The following is a 22,526-nucleotide window of genomic DNA, read 5'->3' as shown; positions in this document are numbered from 1 at the left end:
TCAGCATCCTCCTCGTGGCACGGATCCCGCCGAGATCCCGTCGGTGGCTCGTCAGGCGAACGACGCGTCGGTGACCGTCGCGCGGAAGAACTCGCCCTCCGCCTCGCGGTCGGTGCCCGCCCACCAGCTCGCACGGAACCGGCCGGGCATCGTGACGCCGTGGAAGGTCGCCTCCGCGTCGACGGTCACGCCGAAGTGGTGCAGGGCGTGGCCGCGCCCGTCGGGGTCGCCCCACCGGTCCATCGTCAGGCGGAGCAGCCGTCCGTCCGGTCCGACCTCGAACCGCACGCCGTGCTCGTCGCCGTCGATCAGCCAGCGCCCGACGAACGCGTCGGGATCGTCGTCGGCGGTCCACGTCGCGACGCCGAACGCCGTGGGGACGAGCGCACCCTCGCCGGCGAGGCGCCCGGCGGCGCTCCGGGAGACGTCGTCGTCCTGCGCGCTCATCACCGGCACGACGCCCGCGAGGCGCCACCGCATCTCGCCCACGCCCGCGACGTACCGGTCGAACCCGCGCACGGGCAGGCCCAGGATCGCGGTGCGGGCGTGCCAGACGAACGCCGCGCCGGGGACGATCACCTGGCGCGCGGTGAACGGTCGCCACGACCCGATCCTGATGTGGCCGTGCATGGTGAGCGTCGCCGCGCGGTGCAGCGGCGTCCCCTCGGCGATCGCGTGCCGCAGCCAGCGCCGCGTCGCCTCGGGCAGCCCGTCGACGTCGGCCGTCGGGAACAGCGGCACCGGCTCCCCGAGCCGCGGGCCGGGGACGTCGTCGAGCCGCGCACGCGCCGTCGGCGTGTGACGGGACAAGGAGACCTGCACCCCCTCCATCGGGACCTGCTCCGCACGCTACGGGCGAAGCGGGACCACCGCGCGAGGCGAAGGTCCCGCCTCGCGGACGTCAGGCGGCGGTGGCGACGTCCAGCACCCACGTCACACCGAAGCGGTCGGTGAGCATCCCGAAGCCCGGGCTCCACGCCGAGGCGGCGAGCGGCTCCACGACGGTCGCGCCGTCGACGAGGCCGTCCCAGACCGCGCGGACCTCGTCGAGCGTGTCGCCGCGCACGGAGACGAAGAACGGCTGGTCGGTGATCGTCATGCCGTTCTCGCGGCGGGTCGAGCCGGGCGTCCCGACAGCGGCGCGCGGGCCGGGGACGTCGTACGCCATGACGCGGAAGCCGTTGTCGGCGGCGGCCAGCCCGAAGACGATGCCGTCCGCGCCGGGCGCGTCCGCGGGCATGCCCAGGTCGGCGTACGTCGTCGCGACGACCTGCCCGCCGGTGGCCGACGCGTACAGGGCGAGCGCCGCGCGCGCGTCGCCGTGGAAGTTGAGGTGGGTCGTGGTCGTGAGGCTCATGTCCGCTCCTGACGGGTTGGTCGCCGGGTCGTTCCCGGTGACCACCACCGTCGCGGTCATGTAGGTCAGGACCGGTCCTACTACGCGCCTACGCTGACGGGCATGGCGACGCCGACCTCCCGCCTGCTGCGGCTGCTCTCGCTGCTGCAGACGCGACGCGACTGGCCCGGGTCCGTCCTCGCGGAGCGGCTCGGCATCAGTCGCCGGACCGTGCGCCGCGACGTCGACCGCCTCCGGGAGATGGGCTACCGCATCGAGGCGACGATGGGCGCCGACGGCGGCTACCGACTCGACGCCGGGTCCGAGCTGCCGCCGCTGCTGCTCGACGACGACCAGGTGCTCGCCCTCGCCGTGGCGCTGCAGGCCGCACCGGCCACGGGTGCGGCGATCGACGAGGCCGCCGTGCGCGCCCTGACCACGCTGCGGCAGGTGATGCCGGCGCGGCTGCGTCACCGCCTCGACGCGCTGACGTTCACGACGCTCCCCGCCGGCACGCAGCCCGGTGCAGCGCCCGACGTCCTCGTCGCCCTCTCGGCGGCCGTGCGCGCGCACGAGGTCCTCCGTCTCGACTACGCCGGCACACAGTCGGACACCCCGCCGACGCCCGGACCGGCACGCCGCGTCGAGCCGCACCACCTGGTCGCGTCACGCGGCCGCTGGTACCTCGTCGCGTGGGACCTCGACCGCGCCGACTGGCGCCTGTTCCGCGCCGACCGGCTCACCCTGCGCACCCCGAACGGACCGCGCTTCACGCCGCGCGAGGTCCCCGGCGGGGACGTCGCCGCGTACGTCGCCGCCCGCTTCCAGGGTGCCGACCCGACCGGTGCGACCGGCGGGCCGCCGTGCCGCGGGACCGTCGTCGTCCACCTGCCGGCGTCCGACGTCCGGCCGTTCGCGGGCGACGGGGTGGTCGAGGACCTCGGCCCCGACCGGTGCCGCCTCACGACGGGCTCGTGGTCGTGGGTGGCCCTCGCCGCCGCGCTCAACCGCTTCGACGCGGACGTCGAGGTCGTCGATCCGCCCGAGCTGACGCGGGCGTTCGCGCGGCTCGCCGCCCGCAACGCCGCGACCGCCGCCGCCGGGCCGTCGTGACGCGCGAGAGGCCCGCGACCCCGGGCGGGGTGCGGGCCTCTTGTGGCGTCGGTCAGGACGGGATCAGAAGTCCCAGTCCTCGTCCTCGGTGTTGACGGCCTTGCCGATGACGTACGACGAGCCCGACCCCGAGAAGAAGTCGTGGTTCTCGTCCGCGTTCGGCGACAGGGCCGACAGGATCGCCGGGTTCACGTCGGTCTCGTCGCGCGGGAACAGCGCCTCGTAGCCGAGGTTCATCAGGGCCTTGTTGGCGTTGTAGCGCAGGAACTTCTTGACGTCCTCGGTCAGGCCGACGCCGTCGTACAGGTCCTGGGTGTACTCCACCTCGTTGTCGTACAGCTCGAAGAGCAGCTCGAACGTGTAGTCCTTGAGCTCCTGGCGCTCCTCGGCCGACAGCTTCTCCAGGCCCTTCTGGAACTTGTAGCCGATGTAGTACCCGTGCACCGCCTCGTCGCGGATGATCAGGCGGATCAGGTCGGCCGTGTTCGTGAGCTTGGCGCGGCTCGACCAGTACATGGGCAGGTAGAAGCCCGAGTAGAAGAGGAACGACTCGAGCAGCGTGCTCGCGACCTTCCGCTTCAGCGGCGAGTCGCCCTTGTAGTACTGCATGACGATCTCGGCCTTGCGCTGGAGGTTCGGGTTCTCCTCCGACCAGCGGAACGCCTCGTCGATCTCCTTGGTGGAGCACAGCGTCGAGAAGATCGACGAGTACGACTTGGCGTGCACCGACTCCATGAACGCGATGTTCGTGTAGACGGCCTCCTCGTGCGGCGTGAGCGCGTCCGGGATCAGCGAGACGGCGCCCACGGTGCCCTGGATCGTGTCGAGCAGCGTCAGGCCGGTGAAGACGCGCATCGTGAGCGTCTTCTCCTCCTCGGTGAGCGTCGCCCACGACTGGATGTCGTTCGACACCGGCACCTTCTCCGGCAGCCAGAAGTTGCCGACGAGCCGGTCCCAGACCTCGGCGTCCTTCTCGTCCTCGAGCCGGTTCCAGTTGATCGCCGACACGCGGTCGATCAGCTTCAGCTTCCCCGTGGGGGTCATGGTCAGTCCTTCGTCGTTCGTGGTCGCGGAAGTCAGTTGCCTCAGGTCACAACATGCAGCTGACGCAACCCTCCACTTCCGTCCCCTCCAGGGCGAGCTGGCGGAGGCGGATGTAGTAGATCGTCTTGATGCCCTTCTTCCAGGCGTAGATCTGCGCCCGGTTCAGGTCACGGGTCGTCGCCGTGTCCTTGAAGAACAGCGTCAGCGACAGGCCCTGGTCGACGTGCTGCGTCGCCTCGGCGTAGGTGTCGATGACCTTCTCGTAGCCGATCTCGTACGCGTCCTGGTAGTACTCCAGGTTGTCGTTCGTCATGAACGGCGCCGGGTAGTAGACGCGGCCGATCTTGCCTTCCTTGCGGATCTCGATCTTCGACGCGATCGGGTGGATCGACGACGTCGAGTGGTTGATGTACGAGATCGAGCCGGTCGGCGGGACCGCCTGCAGGTTCTGGTTGTAGAGGCCGTGCTCCTGCACGAGGGCGGCCAGCTGACGCCAGTCGTCCTGCGTCGGGATGTGCACGCCGGCGTCCGCGAAGAGCGTGCGGACGCGCTCGGTGCGCGGCGCCCACTCCTTCTCGACGTACTTCTGGAAGTACTCGCCCGTCGCGTACTTCGAGTCCTCGAACCCGTAGAACGCCTGCTTGCGCTCCTGCGCGAGCAGGTTCGACGCACGGATCGCGTGGTAGGCGACCGTGTAGAAGTAGATGTTCGTGAAGTCGAGGCCCTCGTCGGACCCGTAGAAGATCCGCTCGCGCGCCAGGTACCCGTGCAGGTTCATCTGCCCGAGGCCGATGGCGTGGCCGCCGCGGTTGGCGCGCTTGACCGACGGCACCGACTCGATGTCCGTCTGGTCGGAGACGGCCGTCAGGGCGCGGATCGCGGTCTCGACCGACTTGCCGAAGTCCGGGCCGTCCATCGCGAGCGCGATGTTCATCGAGCCGAGGTTGCAGGAGATGTCGCGGCCGACCTCCTTGTAGGAGAGGTCCTCGTTGAACGTCGACGGGGTCGACACCTGGAGGATCTCCGAGCACAGGTTCGAGTGCGTGATCTTGCCCTTGATCGGGTTGGCACGGTTGACCGTGTCCTCGAACATCACGTACGGATAGCCGGACTCGAACTGCAGCTCCGCGAGCGTCTGGAAGAACTCGCGGGCGTTGATCTTCGTCTTGCGGATCGACGCGTTGTCGACCATCTCGTAGTACTTCTCCGAGACGTCGATGTCCGCGAACGGCACCCCGTACACGCGCTCGACGTCGTACGGCGAGAACAGGTACATCGGCTCGTTCTTCTTCGCGAGCTCGAACGTGATGTCCGGGATCACGACGCCGAGCGACAGCGTCTTGATGCGGATCTTCTCGTCGGCGTTCTCGCGCTTGGTGTCGAGGAACCGGTAGATGTCCGGGTGGTGCGCGTGCAGGTAGACCGCACCCGCGCCCTGGCGCGCGCCGAGCTGGTTCGCGTACGAGAACGAGTCCTCGAGGAGCTTCATGACGGGGATGACGCCCGAGCTCTGGTTCTCGATGTGCTTGATGGGCGCGCCGTGCTCGCGGATGTTGCTGAGCAGCAGCGCGACGCCGCCGCCACGCTTGGAGAGCTGCAGCGCGGAGTTGATGCCGCGCGCGATGGACTCCATGTTGTCCTCGATGCGCAGCAGGAAGCACGAGACGGGCTCGCCGCGCTGCGCCTTGCCGAGGTTGAGGAACGTCGGCGTCGCCGGCTGGAAGCGGCCCGACACGATCTCGTCGACGAGGCTGATCGCGAAGTCCTGGTCACCCTCGGCGAGGCTCAGCGCGACCATGCAGACGCGGTCCTCGAAGCGCTCCAGGTACCGCTTCCCGTCGAACGTCTTCAGCGTGTACGACGTGTAGTACTTGAACGCGCCGAGGAACGTCTGGAAGCGGAACTTCTTCGAGTAGGCGTACTCGAAGAGCGTCTTGATGAACGCGCGGTCGTACTTCGCGAGGACGGCCGGGTCGTAGTACTTGTTCTCGACCAGGTAGTCGAGCTTCTCGTCGAGGTCGTGGAAGAAGACCGTGTTCTGGTTGACGTGCTGCAGGAAGTACTGCCGCGCCGCCTCACGGTCCTTGTCGAACTGGATCTTCCCGTCCGCGTCGTAGAGGTTGAGCATCGCGTTCAGGGCGTGGTAGTCCAGCCCCGTCAGCTCTACGCGGGTATCTGCGACTGTCGCTGCCAAAATGTCCTCAATCCCTCGCGGACGCGGTGCACGTCCTCGTTCGTTCCCATGAGCTCGAACCCGTACAGGTAGGGGACGCGGCACTTGGCCGCCACGATGTCCCCCGCGATGCAGTAGGCCTCGCCGAAGTTGGTGTTGCCCGCCGCGATGACGCCGCGGACGAGCGACCGGTTGTCCTCGTCGTTGAGGAACTTCACGACCTGCCGCGGCACGGCGCCGCCCTCGTTGCCCCCGCCGTAGGTGGGGACGACCAGGACGTACGGCTCCGTCACGTGCAGGAACGGGTCCGTCGGGCGGAGCGGGATGCGCTGCGCCGGCAGCCCCAGCTTCTCCACGAAGCGGTGCGTGTTGTTCGAGGCGGAGGAGAAGTAGACCAGCGAGCTCATCGGCCTGCTCCCCTCACCTCGGACGGTCGGACCGTCGGTCTCGGTCTGCGGTGTCGGTGCGAGGGCACGGCGGAGCCGACCCTCTTCTTCCGTACCGGGGGCGGATGCCCGCCGGGCCGGCGCGGTGCGAGTCCTGCGCCGGCCCGGGGCGTCCGTGGTGGGCGACCCGTCCGGCCGCCCGCGTAGGTCAGGCGACGGCAGCGGCCATGCGGTCGGCGAGCACCTTGATGCGGTCCGGGCGGTAGCCCGACCAGTGGTCGCCGTCGACGATCACGACGGGCGCCTGGAGGTGGCCGAGCGACATCACGTAGTCACGCGCGTCGGCGTCCTCGCTGATGTCCACGACGGTGTACTCGGCACCCAGCTTGTCGAGCGCGCGGTAGGTCGCGTTGCACTGCACGCACGCCGGCTTGCTGTAGACCGTGATCGTCATCGTGGCTCCTTGTTCACTCTCGCGCGACGCTCCCCCCGGAGTGGGTCGCGATGGTCCGTGGGCCCCTGTCGGAGCCGATCGCGGTTCCCCCACCGCGTCGACTTCAGACACTACACCTAGGGGTGGGACTCGCAAGCCACCACTAGGGCTTGTGTTACATCCGTGTCGTTCAACTTCACCCTGTGGAGAACCCAGGGTATCGCCGAGGTCTGACAGAGCCCCCGACCTGCGGGTTCGCGGACCGTCCACAGGCGTCCCCAGGACAGGCACAGCACCGTGCACAAGCGGGTCCACAAGGGCAGCGTCCAGTTCGTCCGGACGCGCCGGTGGGCGACACGCCGCAGCGGCCGCCGGACGTCGTCCGACAGATCGCCCGGACGGGTGACGGACGCCACGACCCGGCCCCGCCGCCCGGGCCCGAGTGCCGCGTCCGCAGGTGCGCACGACGACGTCGGGCCCCGGCGCGTGACGCGTCCGGGGCCCGACGAGAGCGGCTGAGCGGTGCGGCTACAGCGGGAAGGCGGCGTACAGGTCGGCGATGTCCGCGACCGGTCCGACGACACGGAACACCGAGGAGCCGTTGGTCCAGACCGCGACACCCGTCCCGTCGCCCGCGTCCACGACCGTGAACGTCCCGGCGGGCGCGCCGCCCGCGACGACCTCGCCCGACAGCGGCAGAGGGCGGTCGGTGCCACCGGCGGTCGCCGACGGGCTCGGCTCGGCCGCCGTCGTCGGCAGCGCCGCGACGAGCCCCTCCGCGAACGCGGAGGCCTCCTCCGGCGTCTCCCACTGACCGGCCCGCACGACGACCTCGCCGCTCGCGCCGTCACCGAACGTGTCCGAGTACGCCTCGACGGCGCCCGCGGCGAGCCACTCGTCGTCCGGCGTCGAGCCGGTGAGTGCGTACTGCAGGACCGTCGTCGGCAGCGCGGTCGCGAAAGCGGTCGTCGCCGTCCGGGCCGCGGGCTGGATCGTCGGGGTCGGCGACGGCAGCAGGATCGTGCTCGCGACCGGCGGGGGCGTCTCGTCGCCGGTGTTCCGGGACAGGAGGATCCCCGCGACGACGATCGCGGCCACGACCACGACGGCGCCGATGATCGCCGGCAGCAGCCAGCGCGGCCGCCCGCCCGAGCCGCCGCCCGTCGGGCCGTCGGAGGAGCCGCCCGTCGCGTCCGGCGACCCCGTCGCGGCGGACGCCGCCGGCACGGCCTTGACCGGTCGGGTCGACGGCTTGCCGAACGACGGGCGCACCGGGACCCGGCGGGACGGGCCCGTCGCGGGACCCGTCGGCGGAGCGGTGGGGAGGCCCGAGGGCGTCTCGACGGGCCCCGTGGGGACCGCGGGACCGGCGGGCGCGCTCGGCGGCGCCACCTGCGACCACGACGGGCCGGAGGCTGCGGCGGCCGGGCCTGCGGGCGCGGCACTCGTCGGGGACGACGGGCGCGCGGCAGCCGGACCGGCCGGGACGGGCGCGGGACCCGTCGGCGGGGCGGTGGTCGGCGTCGGCGGGACGGGGGCCGGCGGGGCGGTGGTCGGCGGGACGGGGGCGGGCCCCGCGGCCGGCGCGGACGCGGCCGCGGCACCGGCGGGCGCGGTGGGCACGCGCGTCGGCAGCGGAGCCGCGGCCTGCGCCGGTCCCGCCGCGACGGTCGGGGGCGTGAACGCCGGACGGACCGCGGCGGCCCCCGCGGGCGCGTCGGTCGACGGCGCCGCGCGGACGAGGCCCGGCGGCGGGCCGGCGGGAGGTGCGGCGGGAGGTGCGGCGGGCGCTGCCGCGGGGGCCGGGTCCACGCCCGGGCCGGAGCGCCGGGGGAGCGGTGCGGGCGCGGTCGCCGGGACCAGCGGCGGCGTCGCCCCGCTGCCGGCGACGGGGCGGTCGGCCGTCGCGGGGGCGCCGCCGTCGGGAGCCGTCGCACCCGTCGGCGCCCAGCCCAGCCGCCCCCAGTGCGGGCTCGTGTTGCCGCCGGATCCGCCGGTCTCGGTCATCGGGTTCCCATCGCTCGCCGTGCCCGACACGCCCGCCGGACGCTCCGCAGCCTACCGACGGGCGCTCAGCCGAGGACGTCGCGACGCCGGAAGGCGGCGAACCCGGCGGCGAGCAGCACGACCGCGACGGCGGTGACCGCGACGACCGGCGGCCACGACATCTCGTCGGCGGGCAGGCCGGGGAGGTAGGTGAACGGGGACAGCGCGTCGGACCCGTCGGGCAGCAGCTCGCCGAACATGCCGACCACGGCGACGTACGCGACGTACGCCCACACGACGGCCAGCAGGCGCGGCGCGACGGCGTACACGAGCACGGCGAGGCCGAGCACGCACGCGATGCCCGGCAGGGTGACGGCGGCGGCGCCGACGAGCACGCCGACCTGCGCCGGGTCGTCGAGGCTGACGGCGGCGGTCACGCCCATGACGAGCCCGCTGACGAGCATGATGACGAGCCCCGCGACCCCCGCGACGCCGACCTGCGTGCCGAGCCAGCGCCACCGCGACACGGGTCCGGCGAGCACCCGGGCGCCGCGCGTCGCGACCTCCTCGTGCCGGACCGCCGCGACGCCGGTGACGACGTACGAGGCGGCCATGACGGCGAGGAACATCGTGTAGAGCGCGAACGCGCCGGCGGTGGCGTCGGTCCCGGTGCCGAACATCTGGCCGAGCGTCGCGTCGTCCTCGATGAAGTCGACGATCGCCCCGGCGAGGACGCCGATGAGGGCGCCGCACAGCACGATCGCGACGCCCCACGACACGATCGCGCCGGTCTGCCGGCGCAGCGTCAGCGCGGTCATGCCGGCGAGCGCGCGGCGCGCGGCGGGCCGGCCGAGCCGCTCGGGCACCAGGCCGGTGCCGAGGTCGCGCCGCCCGACGAGCCGGAACGCGACCGCGACGCACACGGCCGCGAACGCGACGCCGATGAGCAGGGGCCACCACCGCTCGTCGACGTAGGCGCGCGTCGCCTGCGCCCAGCCGAACGGCGAGAGCCACGTGAGGACGCTCGTGCTCTCGGGTCCGCGCACGTCGCCGACGGCGCGCAGCAGGAACGCGACGCCGAGCGCCGCCATGCCGAGGCTCGACGCGGTGCGCCCGTGCGACGAGAGCTGCGACGCGACGGCCGAGATCCCCGCGAACACGAGCCCGACCATGACGACGCCCGCGCACATCGCGGCGGAGCCGACGGGGTCCAGGTCGGTCGACAGCAGCGCGAGGAACGTCAGGCCGCCGACGGCGAGCGTCGCGACGACGGCCGCGACGATCCCGGCGACGACGGGCGCGTCGCGCCCGACGGGGGCGGACCGCACGAGCTCGAGCCGGCCGTCCTCCTCGGCGGCGCGCAGGTGCCGCGTGACGGCGAGGATCGCCATGATCGCGACGGGCAGCATGACCCAGAGCGCGATCTCGTTCGCGGTCATCGCGCCCAGCGTGTAGTCGTCGAGTCCGTACCCGGGACCCGCGAGCGCGGTCGCGGCGGGCGACGAGATGAGCGTCGCGCGGGCGGCGCGCGTCGCGGGGTCGGCGTAGACGGTGGCCAGCGCGTCGACGGAGACCTGCACCATCCCGGCGACGGCGACGGCCCACACGAGGATGCGCCAGCGGTCGAACCGCAGCGCGACGCGGACGAGCGCGCCGGTGCCGACGAGCGGGTCGTCGCGCACGGACCGCTCGGCGGCGGCGGGGACCTGCGCCCGGGCGGTCGTCGTCGTCATCGCCCCTCGCCCTCCCGCACGCCGAGCGTCGCGAGCTCGTCGCTGTACTCGCGCAGGAACAGGTCCTCCAGGGTCGGCGGGTGCGCGACGAGCGACGTGACGCCGAACGCGGGCAGGGCGGCGAGCACGTCGTGCAGCGCGGCCGTGTCGACGTCGGCGGTGACGTGACCGTCGTCGCGCCGCAGGTGGTGGACGCCCGCGAGCGTGCCGAGCGAGGTCTCCGCGGCCGCGCCGTCCCGCACCCCGGCAACGACCGTCGTGCGGGTCAGGCCGCGCAGCTCGTCGAGCGAGCCCGACTGCACCGCCTTGCCCTGCCGGATGATCGTCACGCGGTCGGCGAGCGCCTCGACCTCGGCGAGGATGTGGCTCGACAGCAGCACGGTCCGCCCCTCGGCGGCCGCCTCGCGCACGACGTCCTGGAACACGGCCTCCATGAGCGGGTCGAGGCCGCTCGTCGGCTCGTCCATGAGCAGCAGCTCCGCGTCGGTCGCGAGCGCCGCGACGAGCGCGACCTTCTGCCGGTTGCCCTTCGAGTACGCGCGGCCCTTGATCCGCGTGTCGAGCTCGAAGCGGTCGACGAGCTCGGCGCGTCGGCGCGGGTCGAGGCCGCCGCGCAGGCGCCCGAGGACGTCGATCGCCTCGCCGCCCGACAGGTTCGGCCACAGGCTCACGTCGCCGGGGATGTACGCGAGGCGGCGGTGCAGCGCGACGGCGTCGTGCCACGGGTCGCCGTCGAGCAGGCGCACCTCGCCGGAGCTCGCGCGCAGCAGCCCGAGGAGCACGCGGATCGTCGTCGACTTGCCCGCGCCGTTGGGCCCGAGGAAGCCGTGCACCTCCCCCGTCCGGACGGAGAGGTCGAAGCCGTCGAGCGCGCGCTTGGCGCCGAACGTCTTCACCAGGTCGCGAATGACGATGGCGTCACTCATGGGTGTTCTCCTCGTAGGCGAGATAGGCGTCGAGGTAGGAGCTGTCGGTGAACAGGCCGTCCGTGTAGAGCTCGAGGCTGCCGAGCATGACGTCGGCGTACATCGCGGCCATGGCGGCCGTCGGGTCCTCGGTCGGGGCGGGGCCGCGTCCCGCGGCGGCGTCGGTCTGCGCCATGACGATCGTGCCGACGGTCGTCGCGATGAGCGCCCGGGCACGGCCGTGCGGGTCGCGGCTCGGCCGGATCGTGCCCGCGGCGACGCCGTCCTCCAGGTACTTCTCGGCGTCCTCGACCATCCCGTCGACGAACCGCGCGGCGAGCGAGCCGCCGTCGAGCAGGCTCCGCACGACGTAGGCGAACAGCGGGGCGTACTGCTCGAGCGTCGCGAGCTTCGCGACGACGTCGGTGGGCGGGGCCCCGGCGACCGCGGCGGACTTCTCCTCGAAGATGCGGTGCAGGACGTGCTCGTCGCACGCCGCGCGCAGCGCGTCCTTCGAGCCGAAGTGGTGGACGACGAGCGCCGCGCTGACGCCGGCGTCGGCGGCGATCGCGCGCATGCCGGCGCGGAAGCCCTCGCGCCCCCAGCGGGCGATGGCCGCGTCCCGGATGCGGGCGCGGGCGGTCAGGTCGTCGGAGGCTGAACGCACGTTCACCACACTAAACACTCGTTCAGTCTGCGCGCAAGCATCCGGTCGTCGCGGGCCGGGTGTCGACGGCCGTCGTGTCGGTGGGGGTCGGTACCGTGCCCGGCGTGAGCACGACGACCACCAAGCGCGCCGACCGCAGCGCCCGCCCCGGCTTCCGCTGCGCGGAGTGCGGCTGGACGGCCACCAAGTGGGTCGGGCGGTGCGGCGAGTGCCAGGCGTGGGGCACGGTGAGCGAGGACCTCGGGCCCGGCGGCGGTGCACCGCGCACGGTCGCGACGGCCCCGACCCGCTCCCCCGCCCGGCCGATCAGCGAGATCGACGTCGAGGCCGCGCGCGCCCGCCCCACGGGCGTCGACGAGCTCGACCGCGTGCTCGGCGGGGGCATCGTCCCGGGCGCGGTCGTCCTGCTCGCCGGCGAGCCCGGCGTGGGCAAGTCGACGCTGCTGCTCGACGTGGCCGCGCGCGCCGCCCGGGGTGGCCGCCGCGTCCTGTACGTCACGGGCGAGGAGTCCGCGGGGCAGGTCCGCCTGCGCGCCGGACGCGTCGGCGCGCTGCACGAGCAGCTGCTGCTCGCCGACGAGACCGACCTCGCGACGGTGCTCGGCCACATCGAGGTCGTCGACCCCGACCTGCTCGTCCTCGACTCGGTGCAGACCATCGCGTCCGCCGCCGTCGAGGGCACCGCCGGTGGTGTCGCACAGGTCCGCGAGGTCACCGCCGCCGTCATCGCCGCCGCGAAGTCGCGCGACCTGCCCGTCGTGCTCGTCGGGCACGTCACCAAGGACGGCTCCGTCGCGGGACCGCGCACGCTCGAGCACCTCGTCGACGTCGTCTGCCAGTTCGAGGGCGAGCGGCACTCGCGCCTGCGGCTGCTGCGCGCGACCAAGAACCGCTACGGCCCGACCGACGAGGTCGGCTGCTTCGACCTGTCCGAGAACGGGATCGTCGGGCTCGCCGACCCCTCCGGCCTGTTCGTGTCCCGCGCGCACGCCGCCGTCCCCGGCACGTGCCTGACCGTCACGCTCGAAGGCCGACGGCCGCTCGCGACCGAGGTGCAGGCGCTCGTCGCGCCGTCCGCGGTGCCGAACCCGCGCCGCACCACCAGCGGCGTCGACTCGTCCCGCCTCGCGATGGTGCTCGCCGTGCTGCAGCGGCGGCTCGGCGCGCGGCTCGCCGACCAGGACGTCTACGTGTCGACCGTCGGCGGGGCACGCGTCGTCGAGCCCGCCGCCGACCTCGCGCTCGCGCTCGCCGCCGTCAGCTCGCGCGAGAACACCGCCCTGCCGCAGGGGCTCGTCGCCGTCGGCGAGGTCGGGCTCGCGGGGGAGATCCGCAGCGTGTCCGGCGTCGGGCGACGGCTGTCGGAGGCTGCGCGGCTCGGGTTCACGCGGGCCGTCGTGCCCGCCGGGTCGCTCGACGGGGTCGCCCCGCCCGACGGCATCCGCGTGCTCCAGGTCGGCGACCTCGCGCAGGCCGTCAGCGCCGCCGGGATCGGCGCGTGAACGGCGACTGCGAGCACCGCGACGTCGAGTGGGACCCGCACCCGCTCGCGCTGCGCCCGGACGTCGACACCACCGTGCACTGGCTGCGGTGCACCGCCTGCCGCGTCTCGACGGCCGTCGTCGACCACCGCACGCCGCCCGCGCTGTGAGCGCGGCGAACGGGCGGACGTCCGCACTCGTCGTGCCCGGTAGGCGGGTCGTCCGGAACTCGCTCGACACGGCTCGTTACCATGCTCAGGTGCCGACCTCGCACGCCCCCGACGACCTGCTCAGGTCCACCCTCGCCGCCGTCGCCCCCGGCGGTGAGCTTCGCGACGGCCTCGAGCGGATCCTGCGCGGCCGCACGGGCGCCCTCATCGTCCTCGGCTTCGACGACCTCGTCGCGAGCATCTGCTCCGGCGGGTTCGAGCTCGACGTCGAGTTCTCCGCCACCCGCCTGCGCGAGCTCGCCAAGATGGACGGTGCCGTCGTCGTCGACGGCGAACGCATCGTCCGCGCCGCCGTGCAGCTGCTGCCCGACCAGACGATCGAGACGTCCGAGTCCGGCACCCGCCACCGCACCGCCGAGCGCGTCGCCAAGCAGACCGGCTTCCCCGTCATCTCGGTGTCCGCGTCCATGCGGATCATCGCGCTCTACGTCGGCGGCCAGCGGCACGTCCTCGAGGACTCCACGACCATCCTGTCCCGCGCCAACCAGGCCCTCGCGACCCTCGAGCGCTACAAGGCCCGGCTCGACGAGGTCAGCGGCACGCTGTCCGCGCTCGAGATCGAGGACCTCGTCACCGTCCGCGACGTGTCGACCGTCGTCCAGCGGCTCGAGATGGTCCGCCGCATCTCCGAGGAGATCGAGGGCTACGTCGTCGAGCTCGGCACCGACGGCCGCCTCCTGACCCTCCAGCTCGACGAGCTCGTCGGCGGCCTCGGCTCCGACCGCGCCCTCGTCATCCGCGACTACGTCGACACCCACCGCCGCGACGTCGACACCGTCCTCGCCGCGCTCGGCGAGCTCACGTCGACCGAGCTGCTCGACATCGCGCACATCGCCCGCGTGCTCGGCCTGCCCGGCGGTGGCGACGCCCTCGACGCGGCCGCCGGCCCCCGCGGCTACCGGCTGCTGTCGAAGGTCCCCCGCCTGCCCGGCACGATCGTCGACCGGCTCGTCGCGCACTTCGGCGGGCTGCAGAAGCTCCTCGCCGCCAGCATCGACGACCTCATGGCCGTGGACGGCGTCGGCGAGCAGCGGGCACGCGCCGTGCGCGAGGGCCTGTCCCGGCTCGCGGAGTCGTCGATCCTCGAGCGGTACGTCTAGCCGGTTCGGCGCTCAGCCCGGCCGCGGAGCGGTCCGGGCCGGCGTGCCGGTCAGCCCAGGCCGAAGACGACCGGCGTGGCCGTCGCACCCGCGAGCGTGAAGGCCGCGGAGTAGGTGCCGGCGCCTGGGGTCGGCTGGTCGGCCGGGCACCCCTGCGCCGAGCGGACCCGGTTCCACGCGAGCGTCGACTCGTCGGCCGCACCGCCCGTGAGCAGGAGCGCGCGGGACTCGTTGCCCGCGACCGGGCAGTCCTTCGACGACCACACCCGGTCCACGCCGGAGGTGATGACGATCTCCCGCTGCGTGTCGCCCGCGTCGACGACGCACGGCTGCGAGCCGGTGTTCGTGATGCTCACGGTGAACGTCGGGCTCGTGCCCTCCGGGAAGGACTCCGCGGTCGCGGCGATCGCGAGCGCGAGCACCTCGGGGGTGCAGTCCGGGGGTACGCCGGACGGGTCGTCGGTGTCCTTCTCGTCGTCGGCGGCCGGCGCCACCGGGGTCTCGGGCTGGGACGACGGGGTGTCCTCCGGGGCCGCGTCGGTCGGGCCCGTCGCGGAGCCGCGTCCGGCGACGAGCCACACGACGAGCGCGACGAGCAGCAGCGGGATCCCGAGGACGACGACGCGTCGCACCCAGTACACCCGGGCGGGGAGCGGGCCCGCGGGCCGGACGACGCCCATCGCTCCCCCTCGGTCGGCTGGTCGGTCCTCGTGGCGGCCGGGGCTCGGTGGCAGCGAGGCGGCCCGGCGCGCGACCACAGTACGGCTGCGACCGGCACGGGCCGTGCCCGACTCGCGGGCCGAGACGCACCGAGCGCCCGCGAGCGCACGGGCAGCCGCCCCCGGGCGTCGGCGGCGTCGGCGGTGTCGGGGAGGATGACCGGGTGACCGCGACCCTCGACTCCACCCCCGACGCCGACGCCGTGCGCGCCGACGTCGTCGCGTGGTTCGACGCGCACGCGCGTGACCTGCCGTGGCGCGCACCGGACCGCACACCGTGGGGCGTCCTGGTCAGCGAGGTCATGCTCCAGCAGACGCCGGTCGTGCGGGTCGAGCCGGCGTGGCGGGCGTGGATGACGCGCTGGCCGACACCGGCGGACCTCGCGTCCGCGAGCACCGCGGACGTGCTGCGCGCGTGGGACCGGCTCGGGTACCCCAGGCGGGCGCTGCGGTTGCAGGAGTGCGCGCGGGCGCTCGTCGAGCGGCACGGGGGTGAGGTCCCGGACGACGAGGCGGCGCTGCTCGCGCTCCCGGGGATCGGCGCGTACACGGCGGCGGCGGTGCGGGCGTTCGCGTTCGGGCGACGGTCGGTGGTGCTCGACACGAACGTCCGGCGCGTGATCGCGCGCGTCGGGGCGGGGGTCGCGCTGCCGGCCCCGGCGCAGACGGTCGCGGAGCTGCGGCTCGCGGAGACGTTCGTGCCCGACGACGACGCGAGCGCCGCGCGGTGGGCGGCGGCGTCGATGGAGCTCGGGGCGCTCGTCTGCACGGCGCGGTCGCCGCGCTGCGACGCGTGCCCGGTCGCCGGTCGCTGCGCGTGGCGGGCGTCGGGCCGGCCGGTCGACGAGCACGCGGGCCGGCGGCGCACGCAGGCGTGGGCGGGGACCGACCGGCAGGTGCGCGGGCGCGTGATGGCGCTGCTGCGCGATGCGATCGGCCCGGTGCCGCAGGACGCGGTCGACGCCGTCTGGCCCGACGCCGTGCAGCGCGCACGGTGCGTCGACGCGCTCGTCGCTGACGGTCTCGTCGTCCGCGTCCCCGGGCGCAGCGACGACGACCCGCCGACCTACCGACTTCCGGTGTGACGCCACGGACCGGCCGTCCCGTCCGGCGCACCGGCGAGATGACGCGGCGCCGTCGTGTCACGCCTGGCGGCGTGGGACCAGGTTGAGCAGCGCGAGCGTCGCGAAGACGGCGGTGTTGACCGCGACGACCGTGCTGAGCGTCTGGAACCAGGGCGTCGTGAGCGTGGACTCCGTGATGACCGGCTCCCACAGGATCGCGGCGAGAGGCGCCAGCACGACGGCACCCCGCGCGAGGCCGGCGCGGTCGACGTGCCCCCACTGCGCGCGCCTGCCCGCGAGGATGTCGGCGATGCTGCGCACGAACACCGCGAGGATCAGCTCGGCGTAGGCGAGCTCGACGACGAGCGGGAGCGCGAGCAGCCGCCCGCGCACCCCGACGCGCCAGACGGTGACCAGCCGTTCGACGACGAACAGCACCCCGACCGCGGTCCAGAACCCGAGCCCGAAGAGCAGCCGCCCGGTCGCGAGCCACTGCACGAGCACCGCCAGCAGGTACAGGTTGACCGCGACGGTCGCGTAGGCGAGCCCGACCTGCTGCACCCAGTAGCGCGCCGTCGTCGGCGTGAGGCCGTACGCCCCAAGGTTCTCCAGCGCCCCACGGTCCCACCGGATGCGCTGACGCCACAGGTGCCCCCACGTCGGCATGACCTCGGTGACGGCACGGCACTCGCGCGGCGACACGACGCGCGCGCCGAGCGTCTTGAGCGCGAGGGTCAGCTCGTTGTCCTCGGTGAGCGCGAACGGGTCGTACACCTGCCCGGGACGGCCGGGGACGAGCGACCCGCGCTCGGCGGCGACCGTGCGCAGCGCGTCCGCGCGGAACAGCGTGCCCGTGCCCGTCAGCACCATGACGCGGCGCCCCCGGTGCCGCGCGATCGTCCGCGCGTACCGCACGTACTCGTTGCGCTGGAGCTGCCCGACGAGCCCGGAGCCGGCCTCGCCGACGAAGATGCCGCCGACGGCGTCCTTCGCGGCCCGCAGGTGCCGTTCGGCCACGGCGAGGAACTCCGGCACGAGGGCGGTGTCGGCGTCCATCACGAGGACGGCGTCGTCCGGGCCGGTTACGGGGAGCAGCTGGTCGAGAGCCTGGTTGAGCGCGCCGGCCTTGCGCCCGGTGTTCCCCACGGTGAGCACGACGCGCGCGCCGTACGCCTCGGCGACGCTCGCGGTCGCGTCGACCGAGTTGTCGACGACCACGACGACGGCGTCGGGCGGGCGGTGCTGGGCGCGCAGGCTCTCGATCGCCGCACCGATCGTCGTCGCCTCGTCGTGCGCCGGGATGAGGACCGTGATCCGCAGCGGCCGGTCGGGGTGCGCGGTCTGCCGTGCCGACGCGAGGTGCGGCTCGTCCCCGGTCCGCCGCGGGCTGGGCTGCGGCTCGCCCGCGGCGCGTTCGAGCCGTCCTCGCTCGGCGAGCACACGCGACGCCTCCGCGACCTCGACGGACGCGACGAGCAGCACGAGCGCGACGACGAGAAGGGCGGCCGCGACCAGGACGGCGCCGCCGGGGAGCCGGACGACGAGGACGTCGGGGACACCCACCTCGAGAGCCCGCGTCGTGAGGATGCCGTCGAACCCGTCGGTCGTGAGCAGCAGGCCTCCGACGACGAGCAGCGCGACGGCCGCGCCGACCAGGGCGGCGGACGTCCAGCCCAGCCGCCGGATGCGCCGGTACGTCGGCAGCGCAGCCGACCCCGTGCGTCGCGCCATGCCAGCCTCCTGACCAGGCGGTCCGACAGGGGAAGGCTAGTGCGGCGCGTGCCGTGGCGGGCGACGGCGTGCCGTCGGGCGGTGCGCGTCCCGGCGGGCGATAGTCGTGCCGCGGCGCCGAACGAGCCGCACCCCGCCCTCCGGAGGTCCCGATGCGTCTCGTCGACGTCGTCCGCTACCCCCTCGACCGGTTCGACAGCGCCGGCGTGCTGCTCGAGGCCGTCCCGCCGACGACCGGTGCGACGAGCGTGCACGTCGCGCGGCTCGACGCGGGTGGCACGATCGGCCGGCACCGGGCGGTCCGGCGGCAGGTGCTGGGCGTCGTGTCGGGCGACGTCGAGGTGCAGACCGACGACGGGCCGCGGGTCGCGGCCGGTCCGGGCACCCTGGTCGTCTGGGAGCCGGGCGAGATGCACCAGACGTGGGCGGTCACCGACGCGGTCCTGGTGATCGTCGAGACGTCGGGCGACCTGGACCTCGGTGAACCCTTCACCGACCGCACCCCCGACTGATCGACCGGCCCGGTCCCCGTCCTCCGAGCGCCGAACGCGCCCGCACGCACGTCCGGAGGGTCGGAGGCGTGCGTGAGGGCGCGTGCGTCGGCGGGGGCGACGGGGACGGGCCGAGGGCCGTGCGTCAGGCGGGGGACGGCAGGCCGTCGCCCACGTCGGGGTCGGTCGTCCGGACCACGGGCGTCGTCGGCGCGTCGTGCGCCTGCGACGTGACCGCAGCCGGCACGGCGGGCTCGGGCTCGGTCGTCGCCGGGGCGGTGTCGGTGAGGGCCCAGGCCTCCTCGGCGACCGACCGCGGCCGGACGAACGCGACGACGAGGTACGCGAGCAGCGACGCGACGGCGCCGTACATCGTGGGCCAGCCGTCGAACGTCGCGGGCACGAGGTCGTTCGGGACGTAGAGCACGTCGTTGGGCACGCCGTAGATCGTCGGCGTGAGGACGAACAGCCCGAGCCGCACGGTGAGCCCGACGACCATCGCGGCGACGGCCGCGTCGCGTCCGCCGCGCTTCCAGAAGAGGCCGAGCAGGAACGGCACGACGAGCGCCGCGAGCATGAGGTCGAACGCGAGGGTCAGCAGGATGCCGGTCTGGGCGACCTCGAGCGCGACGGTGACCCCGAGGATCACGATCGGGATCATCGCGAGGCGGGTCCAGCGCAGCAGCGGGTCCTTGACGCCGGGCGTGTCGACGACGCGGCGGACGCCGAAGATGTTGCGGACGGCGACGGCGGACGTCGCGAGGATCGCGCCGGACGCGGTGGAGAACGACGCGGCGACGATGCCCGACAGCACGAGGATCGCGAGCCCGGGGGGCGCGTAGTCGTCGAGCAGCGTGAACAGGACGGGCCCGTCGACGGTCGTGATGCCGAGGACGGAGACGGCGGTGAGAGCGACGAGGCCGTACGCGACGCCGACGATCGCGGTGCCCGCGGCGGCGGTGAAGCAAGACCGGCGGGCGATCTCGGGGGACTTCGCCGCGAACACGCGCTGCATGAAGTCGATGGCCACGATGTCGCCGATGCCCAGCGAGATGAGGGTCGCCCAGTTGATCGGTGCTCCCGCGTCGGTCGACGTGAGCTGCTCGAGGTCGAACGGGCCCATGCCGGGGTCGATCTGGAAGCCGATGGTCGAGCCGACCCACCACAGCAGCGCGACGGTCGCGGCGGCGGTGATCGCGATCTGGATCGCGGCGGTGTAGGCGTCGGAGAACATCCCGCCGCCGATCGTGTAGACGAGCACCAGGACGACGGCGAGGACGACGCCGACCGTGTAGTCGAGCCCGAGGAACCGTTCGAGCAGGAACCCGCAGGCGACGAGGTTGCCGGCCATGAGGATCGCGAACGCGAAGATCATGAGGACCGACGCGGCGATCTCGACGCCCCGGCCGTACCGGATCCGGTAGAAGTCGCCGAGCGTGAAGAGCTTCAGGCGGTGCATGGGCTTCGCGAGGAACAGGCCCGTCAGCGTGAGGCAGATCGCGAGGCCGAGCGCGAGCGACGTGCCCGCCCAGAAGCCGAACGACGAGGTGAGGTCGGTGTTGCCGACGGTCGCGTTGGAGTCGACCGCGGCGGCCATGAGGGAGGCCGCGACGAGGGGGACGCCGAGCCGGCGGCCGGCGACGAGGTAGTTGGCGCTGTCCCCGTCGACCTTGCGGGCGACGAGGATGCCGACGAGGACGACGGCGAGGACGGAGAGCCCGACTCCGGCGATGATCATGGTGGCTCCGGGAGGGACGGCGGCGGCGCCGGGCTGCTCTCCCGGGTCGGCGCGGTGGCCAGGTCACGAGCGCGTGCCGAGGAGTTTCTGTCGCTCGACAGGTTCATTGACCACCCGGGCTGTGTCCGCGTCGCTGCACGGACGAAACGGCTGTGTTAAATCCCGTCCCGCAGCGACCGCGCACACGCGCGCACACGCGAGGACCGGCCGCTCAGTCCCCGAGCAGCCCCGCCTCGTGCACCGTGACGACCAGCTGCACGCGGTCCCGGCACCGCAGCTTGCGCAGCACCTCCGACAGGTGCGTCTTCACCGTGGACTCGCCGATGAACAGCTCGCCGGCGATCTCCGCGTTCGACAGCCCGCGGGCCGCCGCGAGCGCCACGTCACGCTCGCGCGGCGTCAACGTGTCGAACTCGGGCGACGGGCGGCGCACGCGCCGCGAGAAGTCCTCGACGAGCCTGCGCGTCACGTTCGGGCCCAGCAGCATCGAGCCCTCGGCGACGAGCCGCACCGCCTCGACCAGGCGCTCCGCGGTGACGTCCTTGAGCAGGAAGCCGCTCGCACCCGCGCGCAGCGCGTCCAGCACGTACTCGTCGAGGTCGAACGTCGTGAGGACCAGGACGCGGGTCGCCGGGTGGCGCGCGACGACCTGCTGCGTCGCCGCGATGCCGTCGAGCACGGGCATCCGCACGTCGACGACGGCCACGTCCGGCTCGGTGCGCGCGACGAGCTCGACCAGCGCGCGCCCGTCGGCGGCGGTGCCGACGACCTCCAGGTCGGGCGCGGACCCGAGGATCGCCGCGAACCCCTGCAGGACGACCGGCTGGTCGTCCGCGACGACGACGCGCGTCATGCGCGGCCGCCGCGTGTCGCGCCCGGCCGGTCGTCGGGCGCGCCGTCGGGCAGCAGGGCCTCGACCACGAACTGCCCGCCGACCGTGCGCACGTCGAGCAGACCCCCGAGCGCCTCGACACGCTCGCGCATCCCGACGAGCCCGCGGCCGGGCACGACCGCGCGCACCGGTTCCGGGACGGCGTTGCGGACCAGGAGGCCGACCCCGCGCGCGTCGCTGCGGAGCTGCACGTCGACGGGCTCCCCGAACGCGTGCCGGCGCGCGTTCGTCAGGCACTCCTGGACGACGCGGTACAGCACGTAGCCCGTCGGCTCGTCGATGTCCCGCCACGAGCCCGTCACCCGCACCTCCTGCCCGGCGTCCCGCGCGGCCGCGACGAGGGCGTCCACGTCCCGCGCACCCGGCTGCGGCGCGAGCCCGGGCCCCTCCGAGCGCCGCAGCACCGTGAGCACCTGCCGGAGCTCCGCGAGCGCCTCGCGGCCGTCGGCAGCGACCGCGGCGAGCACGGCGCGCGCCTCGTCGTCGAGTCCCGGGTGCTGGTAGGGCGCGCTCTCCGCGCGGACGACGACGAGCGAGACGTGGTGCGCCACGACGTCGTGCAGGTCGTGCGCGAGCCGCGCACGCTCGGCGACGGCGGACGCCACGGCGAGTGCGTTCTGCTCCTGTGCGGCGGCGTCCCGGGTCCGTGCGCGACTGCGCGCCGCGGACCCGGCCGCAGCGGCGAGGCTCGTGGCGGCCGCGACGGCCACGGCGTGCGCGACGAAGGTGTACGCGCGGAACCCGAGCCCCGACCCGGCGTCCGTGACGCCGATCGGCACGCTGGCCAGGACCGGCGACGCGCAGTACCAGGCGGCGACGGCGACCGCCGCGAACGCCGGCACGGCCGCACGCCGCGGCCGGTCGACGGCCGCGAGGACGGCGACGGCGACGAGCCCGAGCAACCAGCCGTACGCCCACCAGCCCACCCACGGGTAGGAGACGAACGGCAGCAGGGTGACGGCCGTCGCCCAGACCGGGTGCCGCCGGGCGAGCAGGATGCCCGTGGCGACCACGACGGCGCCGCCGAACATCAGGCCCGACGAGACGGCGGGCTCCACCGCGTACGACGTCCACTGCCCCGTCTCGCTGAACGTCAGCCGCGACACCGTCGGGCTGCTGAGCAGGAACGCCACGACGATCGCGGCGAGGACGGCTGCCGGCAGCAGCCGTCGCAGGGCTGCGGCGTCGGGTCGCGCCGCCGCGACGGCGGGCTGCCGCACCGGGGCGTCGGACGACGAGGCGGTGGTCACGAGAGTCGATGGTGCGCGTCGGGGGCGGTGCTGCGCCACGCTCGCGCGGCGGAC

Annotated in this window: 21 protein-coding genes; 6 read left to right on the top strand and 15 right to left on the bottom strand. The window is 73.9% G+C overall.

Annotated elements, in window-relative coordinates; genetic code table 11:
- Positions 1-51: 51 nt before the first annotated feature.
- Positions 52-831 (bottom strand): DUF6920 family protein, encoded by a 780-nt coding sequence (locus OOT42_RS01950; protein ID WP_273653286.1) that lies wholly within the window; start codon positions 829-831, stop codon positions 52-54.
- Positions 832-901: 70 nt separating this feature from the next.
- Entirely contained in the window at positions 902-1,357 is a 456-nt protein-coding gene (locus OOT42_RS01945) for a VOC family protein (RefSeq protein ID WP_273653285.1), read from the bottom strand.
- Positions 1,358-1,459: 102 nt separating this feature from the next.
- Here OOT42_RS01945 and OOT42_RS01940 point away from each other — a divergent pair, with 102 nt between their 5' ends.
- Positions 1,460-2,449, top strand: a complete 990-nt coding sequence (locus OOT42_RS01940; RefSeq protein WP_273653284.1) for a helix-turn-helix transcriptional regulator — start codon at positions 1,460-1,462, stop codon at positions 2,447-2,449.
- 63 nt (positions 2,450-2,512) lie between these two features.
- Here the strand turns inward: OOT42_RS01940 and nrdF are convergent, their stop codons facing one another.
- The 8 genes from nrdF to OOT42_RS01900 all read right to left on the bottom strand — a co-directional run bounded on the left by nrdF (position 2,513) and on the right by OOT42_RS01900 (position 11,776).
- Entirely contained in the window at positions 2,513-3,493 is a 981-nt protein-coding gene (gene nrdF, locus OOT42_RS01935; RefSeq protein ID WP_273653283.1) for a class 1b ribonucleoside-diphosphate reductase subunit beta, read from the bottom strand.
- 46 nt (positions 3,494-3,539) lie between these two features.
- Complete coding sequence (gene nrdE / locus OOT42_RS01930; RefSeq protein ID WP_423775950.1) at positions 3,540-5,621, bottom strand: class 1b ribonucleoside-diphosphate reductase subunit alpha; 2,082 nt, start codon at positions 5,619-5,621, stop codon at positions 3,540-3,542.
- A gap of 35 nt (positions 5,622-5,656) precedes the next feature.
- The gene (nrdI, locus tag OOT42_RS01925; protein ID WP_273653281.1) at positions 5,657-6,073 is read right to left on the bottom strand and encodes a class Ib ribonucleoside-diphosphate reductase assembly flavoprotein NrdI; all 417 of its coding nucleotides are present in this window, start codon (positions 6,071-6,073) and stop codon (positions 5,657-5,659) included.
- Between the two features lie 187 nt (positions 6,074-6,260).
- Entirely contained in the window at positions 6,261-6,506 is a 246-nt protein-coding gene (gene nrdH / locus OOT42_RS01920; protein ID WP_273653280.1) for a glutaredoxin-like protein NrdH, read from the bottom strand.
- A gap of 507 nt (positions 6,507-7,013) precedes the next feature.
- Positions 7,014-8,492: a hypothetical protein gene (locus OOT42_RS01915; RefSeq protein ID WP_273653279.1), complete on the bottom strand. Its 1,479-nt coding sequence runs from the start codon at positions 8,490-8,492 to the stop codon at positions 7,014-7,016.
- Between the two features lie 65 nt (positions 8,493-8,557).
- Positions 8,558-10,204: an ABC transporter permease gene (locus OOT42_RS01910; RefSeq protein WP_273653278.1), complete on the bottom strand. Its 1,647-nt coding sequence runs from the start codon at positions 10,202-10,204 to the stop codon at positions 8,558-8,560.
- Entirely contained in the window at positions 10,201-11,130 is a 930-nt protein-coding gene (locus OOT42_RS01905) for an ABC transporter ATP-binding protein (protein WP_273653277.1), read from the bottom strand. Before OOT42_RS01905 ends, OOT42_RS01910 begins: the two co-directional genes overlap by 4 nt.
- The gene (locus OOT42_RS01900; RefSeq protein ID WP_273653276.1) at positions 11,123-11,776 is read right to left on the bottom strand and encodes a TetR/AcrR family transcriptional regulator; all 654 of its coding nucleotides are present in this window, start codon (positions 11,774-11,776) and stop codon (positions 11,123-11,125) included. Before OOT42_RS01900 ends, OOT42_RS01905 begins: the two co-directional genes overlap by 8 nt.
- A gap of 104 nt (positions 11,777-11,880) precedes the next feature.
- On the opposite strand from OOT42_RS01900, the gene radA reads away from it, so the two are divergent.
- The 3 genes from radA (at position 11,881) to disA (ending at position 14,587) form a co-directional block, all read left to right on the top strand.
- Positions 11,881-13,278, top strand: a complete 1,398-nt coding sequence (gene radA, locus OOT42_RS01895; RefSeq protein WP_273653275.1) for a DNA repair protein RadA — start codon at positions 11,881-11,883, stop codon at positions 13,276-13,278.
- Complete coding sequence (locus OOT42_RS01890; RefSeq protein WP_273653274.1) at positions 13,275-13,427, top strand: hypothetical protein; 153 nt, start codon at positions 13,275-13,277, stop codon at positions 13,425-13,427. The genes radA and OOT42_RS01890 overlap by 4 nt, the downstream gene beginning before the upstream one ends.
- 89 nt (positions 13,428-13,516) lie before the next feature.
- Entirely contained in the window at positions 13,517-14,587 is a 1,071-nt protein-coding gene (gene disA / locus OOT42_RS01885) for a DNA integrity scanning diadenylate cyclase DisA (RefSeq protein ID WP_273653273.1), read from the top strand.
- 50 nt (positions 14,588-14,637) lie between these two features.
- Here the strand turns inward: disA and OOT42_RS01880 are convergent, their stop codons facing one another.
- Entirely contained in the window at positions 14,638-15,267 is a 630-nt protein-coding gene (locus OOT42_RS01880; protein ID WP_273653272.1) for a hypothetical protein, read from the bottom strand.
- A gap of 203 nt (positions 15,268-15,470) precedes the next feature.
- On the opposite strand from OOT42_RS01880, the gene OOT42_RS01875 reads away from it, so the two are divergent.
- Positions 15,471-16,391: an A/G-specific adenine glycosylase gene (locus tag OOT42_RS01875; RefSeq protein ID WP_273653271.1), complete on the top strand. Its 921-nt coding sequence runs from the start codon at positions 15,471-15,473 to the stop codon at positions 16,389-16,391.
- A 57-nt stretch (positions 16,392-16,448) separates the two neighbouring features.
- Here OOT42_RS01875 and OOT42_RS01870 read toward each other — a convergent pair whose 3' ends face one another.
- Positions 16,449-18,101 carry a glycosyltransferase gene (locus OOT42_RS01870; protein ID WP_273653270.1) on the bottom strand — a complete coding sequence of 551 codons (1,653 nt, stop codon included), beginning with the start codon at positions 18,099-18,101 and terminating at the stop codon, positions 16,449-16,451.
- Positions 18,102-18,253: 152 nt separating this feature from the next.
- Between OOT42_RS01870 and OOT42_RS01865 the strand changes: the two genes are divergently transcribed.
- Entirely contained in the window at positions 18,254-18,613 is a 360-nt protein-coding gene (locus OOT42_RS01865; protein WP_273653269.1) for a cupin domain-containing protein, read from the top strand.
- 124 nt (positions 18,614-18,737) lie between these two features.
- Here the strand turns inward: OOT42_RS01865 and OOT42_RS01860 are convergent, their stop codons facing one another.
- The 3 genes from OOT42_RS01860 to OOT42_RS01850 all read right to left on the bottom strand — a co-directional run bounded on the left by OOT42_RS01860 (position 18,738) and on the right by OOT42_RS01850 (position 22,472).
- Positions 18,738-20,330: a sodium:solute symporter family protein gene (locus tag OOT42_RS01860; protein WP_273653268.1), complete on the bottom strand. Its 1,593-nt coding sequence runs from the start codon at positions 20,328-20,330 to the stop codon at positions 18,738-18,740.
- Between the two features lie 211 nt (positions 20,331-20,541).
- Entirely contained in the window at positions 20,542-21,183 is a 642-nt protein-coding gene (locus OOT42_RS01855; RefSeq protein ID WP_273653267.1) for a response regulator transcription factor, read from the bottom strand.
- The gene (locus tag OOT42_RS01850) at positions 21,180-22,472 is read right to left on the bottom strand and encodes a sensor histidine kinase (protein WP_273653266.1); all 1,293 of its coding nucleotides are present in this window, start codon (positions 22,470-22,472) and stop codon (positions 21,180-21,182) included. Before OOT42_RS01850 ends, OOT42_RS01855 begins: the two co-directional genes overlap by 4 nt.
- Positions 22,473-22,526 lie beyond the last annotated feature (54 nt).

This window comes from Cellulomonas fimi (genome assembly GCF_028583725.1).
GTDB lineage: Bacteria > Actinomycetota > Actinomycetes > Actinomycetales > Cellulomonadaceae > Cellulomonas > Cellulomonas fimi_B.
Note: the sequence above shows the minus strand (reverse complement) of the source record. Positions and strands in the feature narration are given on the sequence as shown.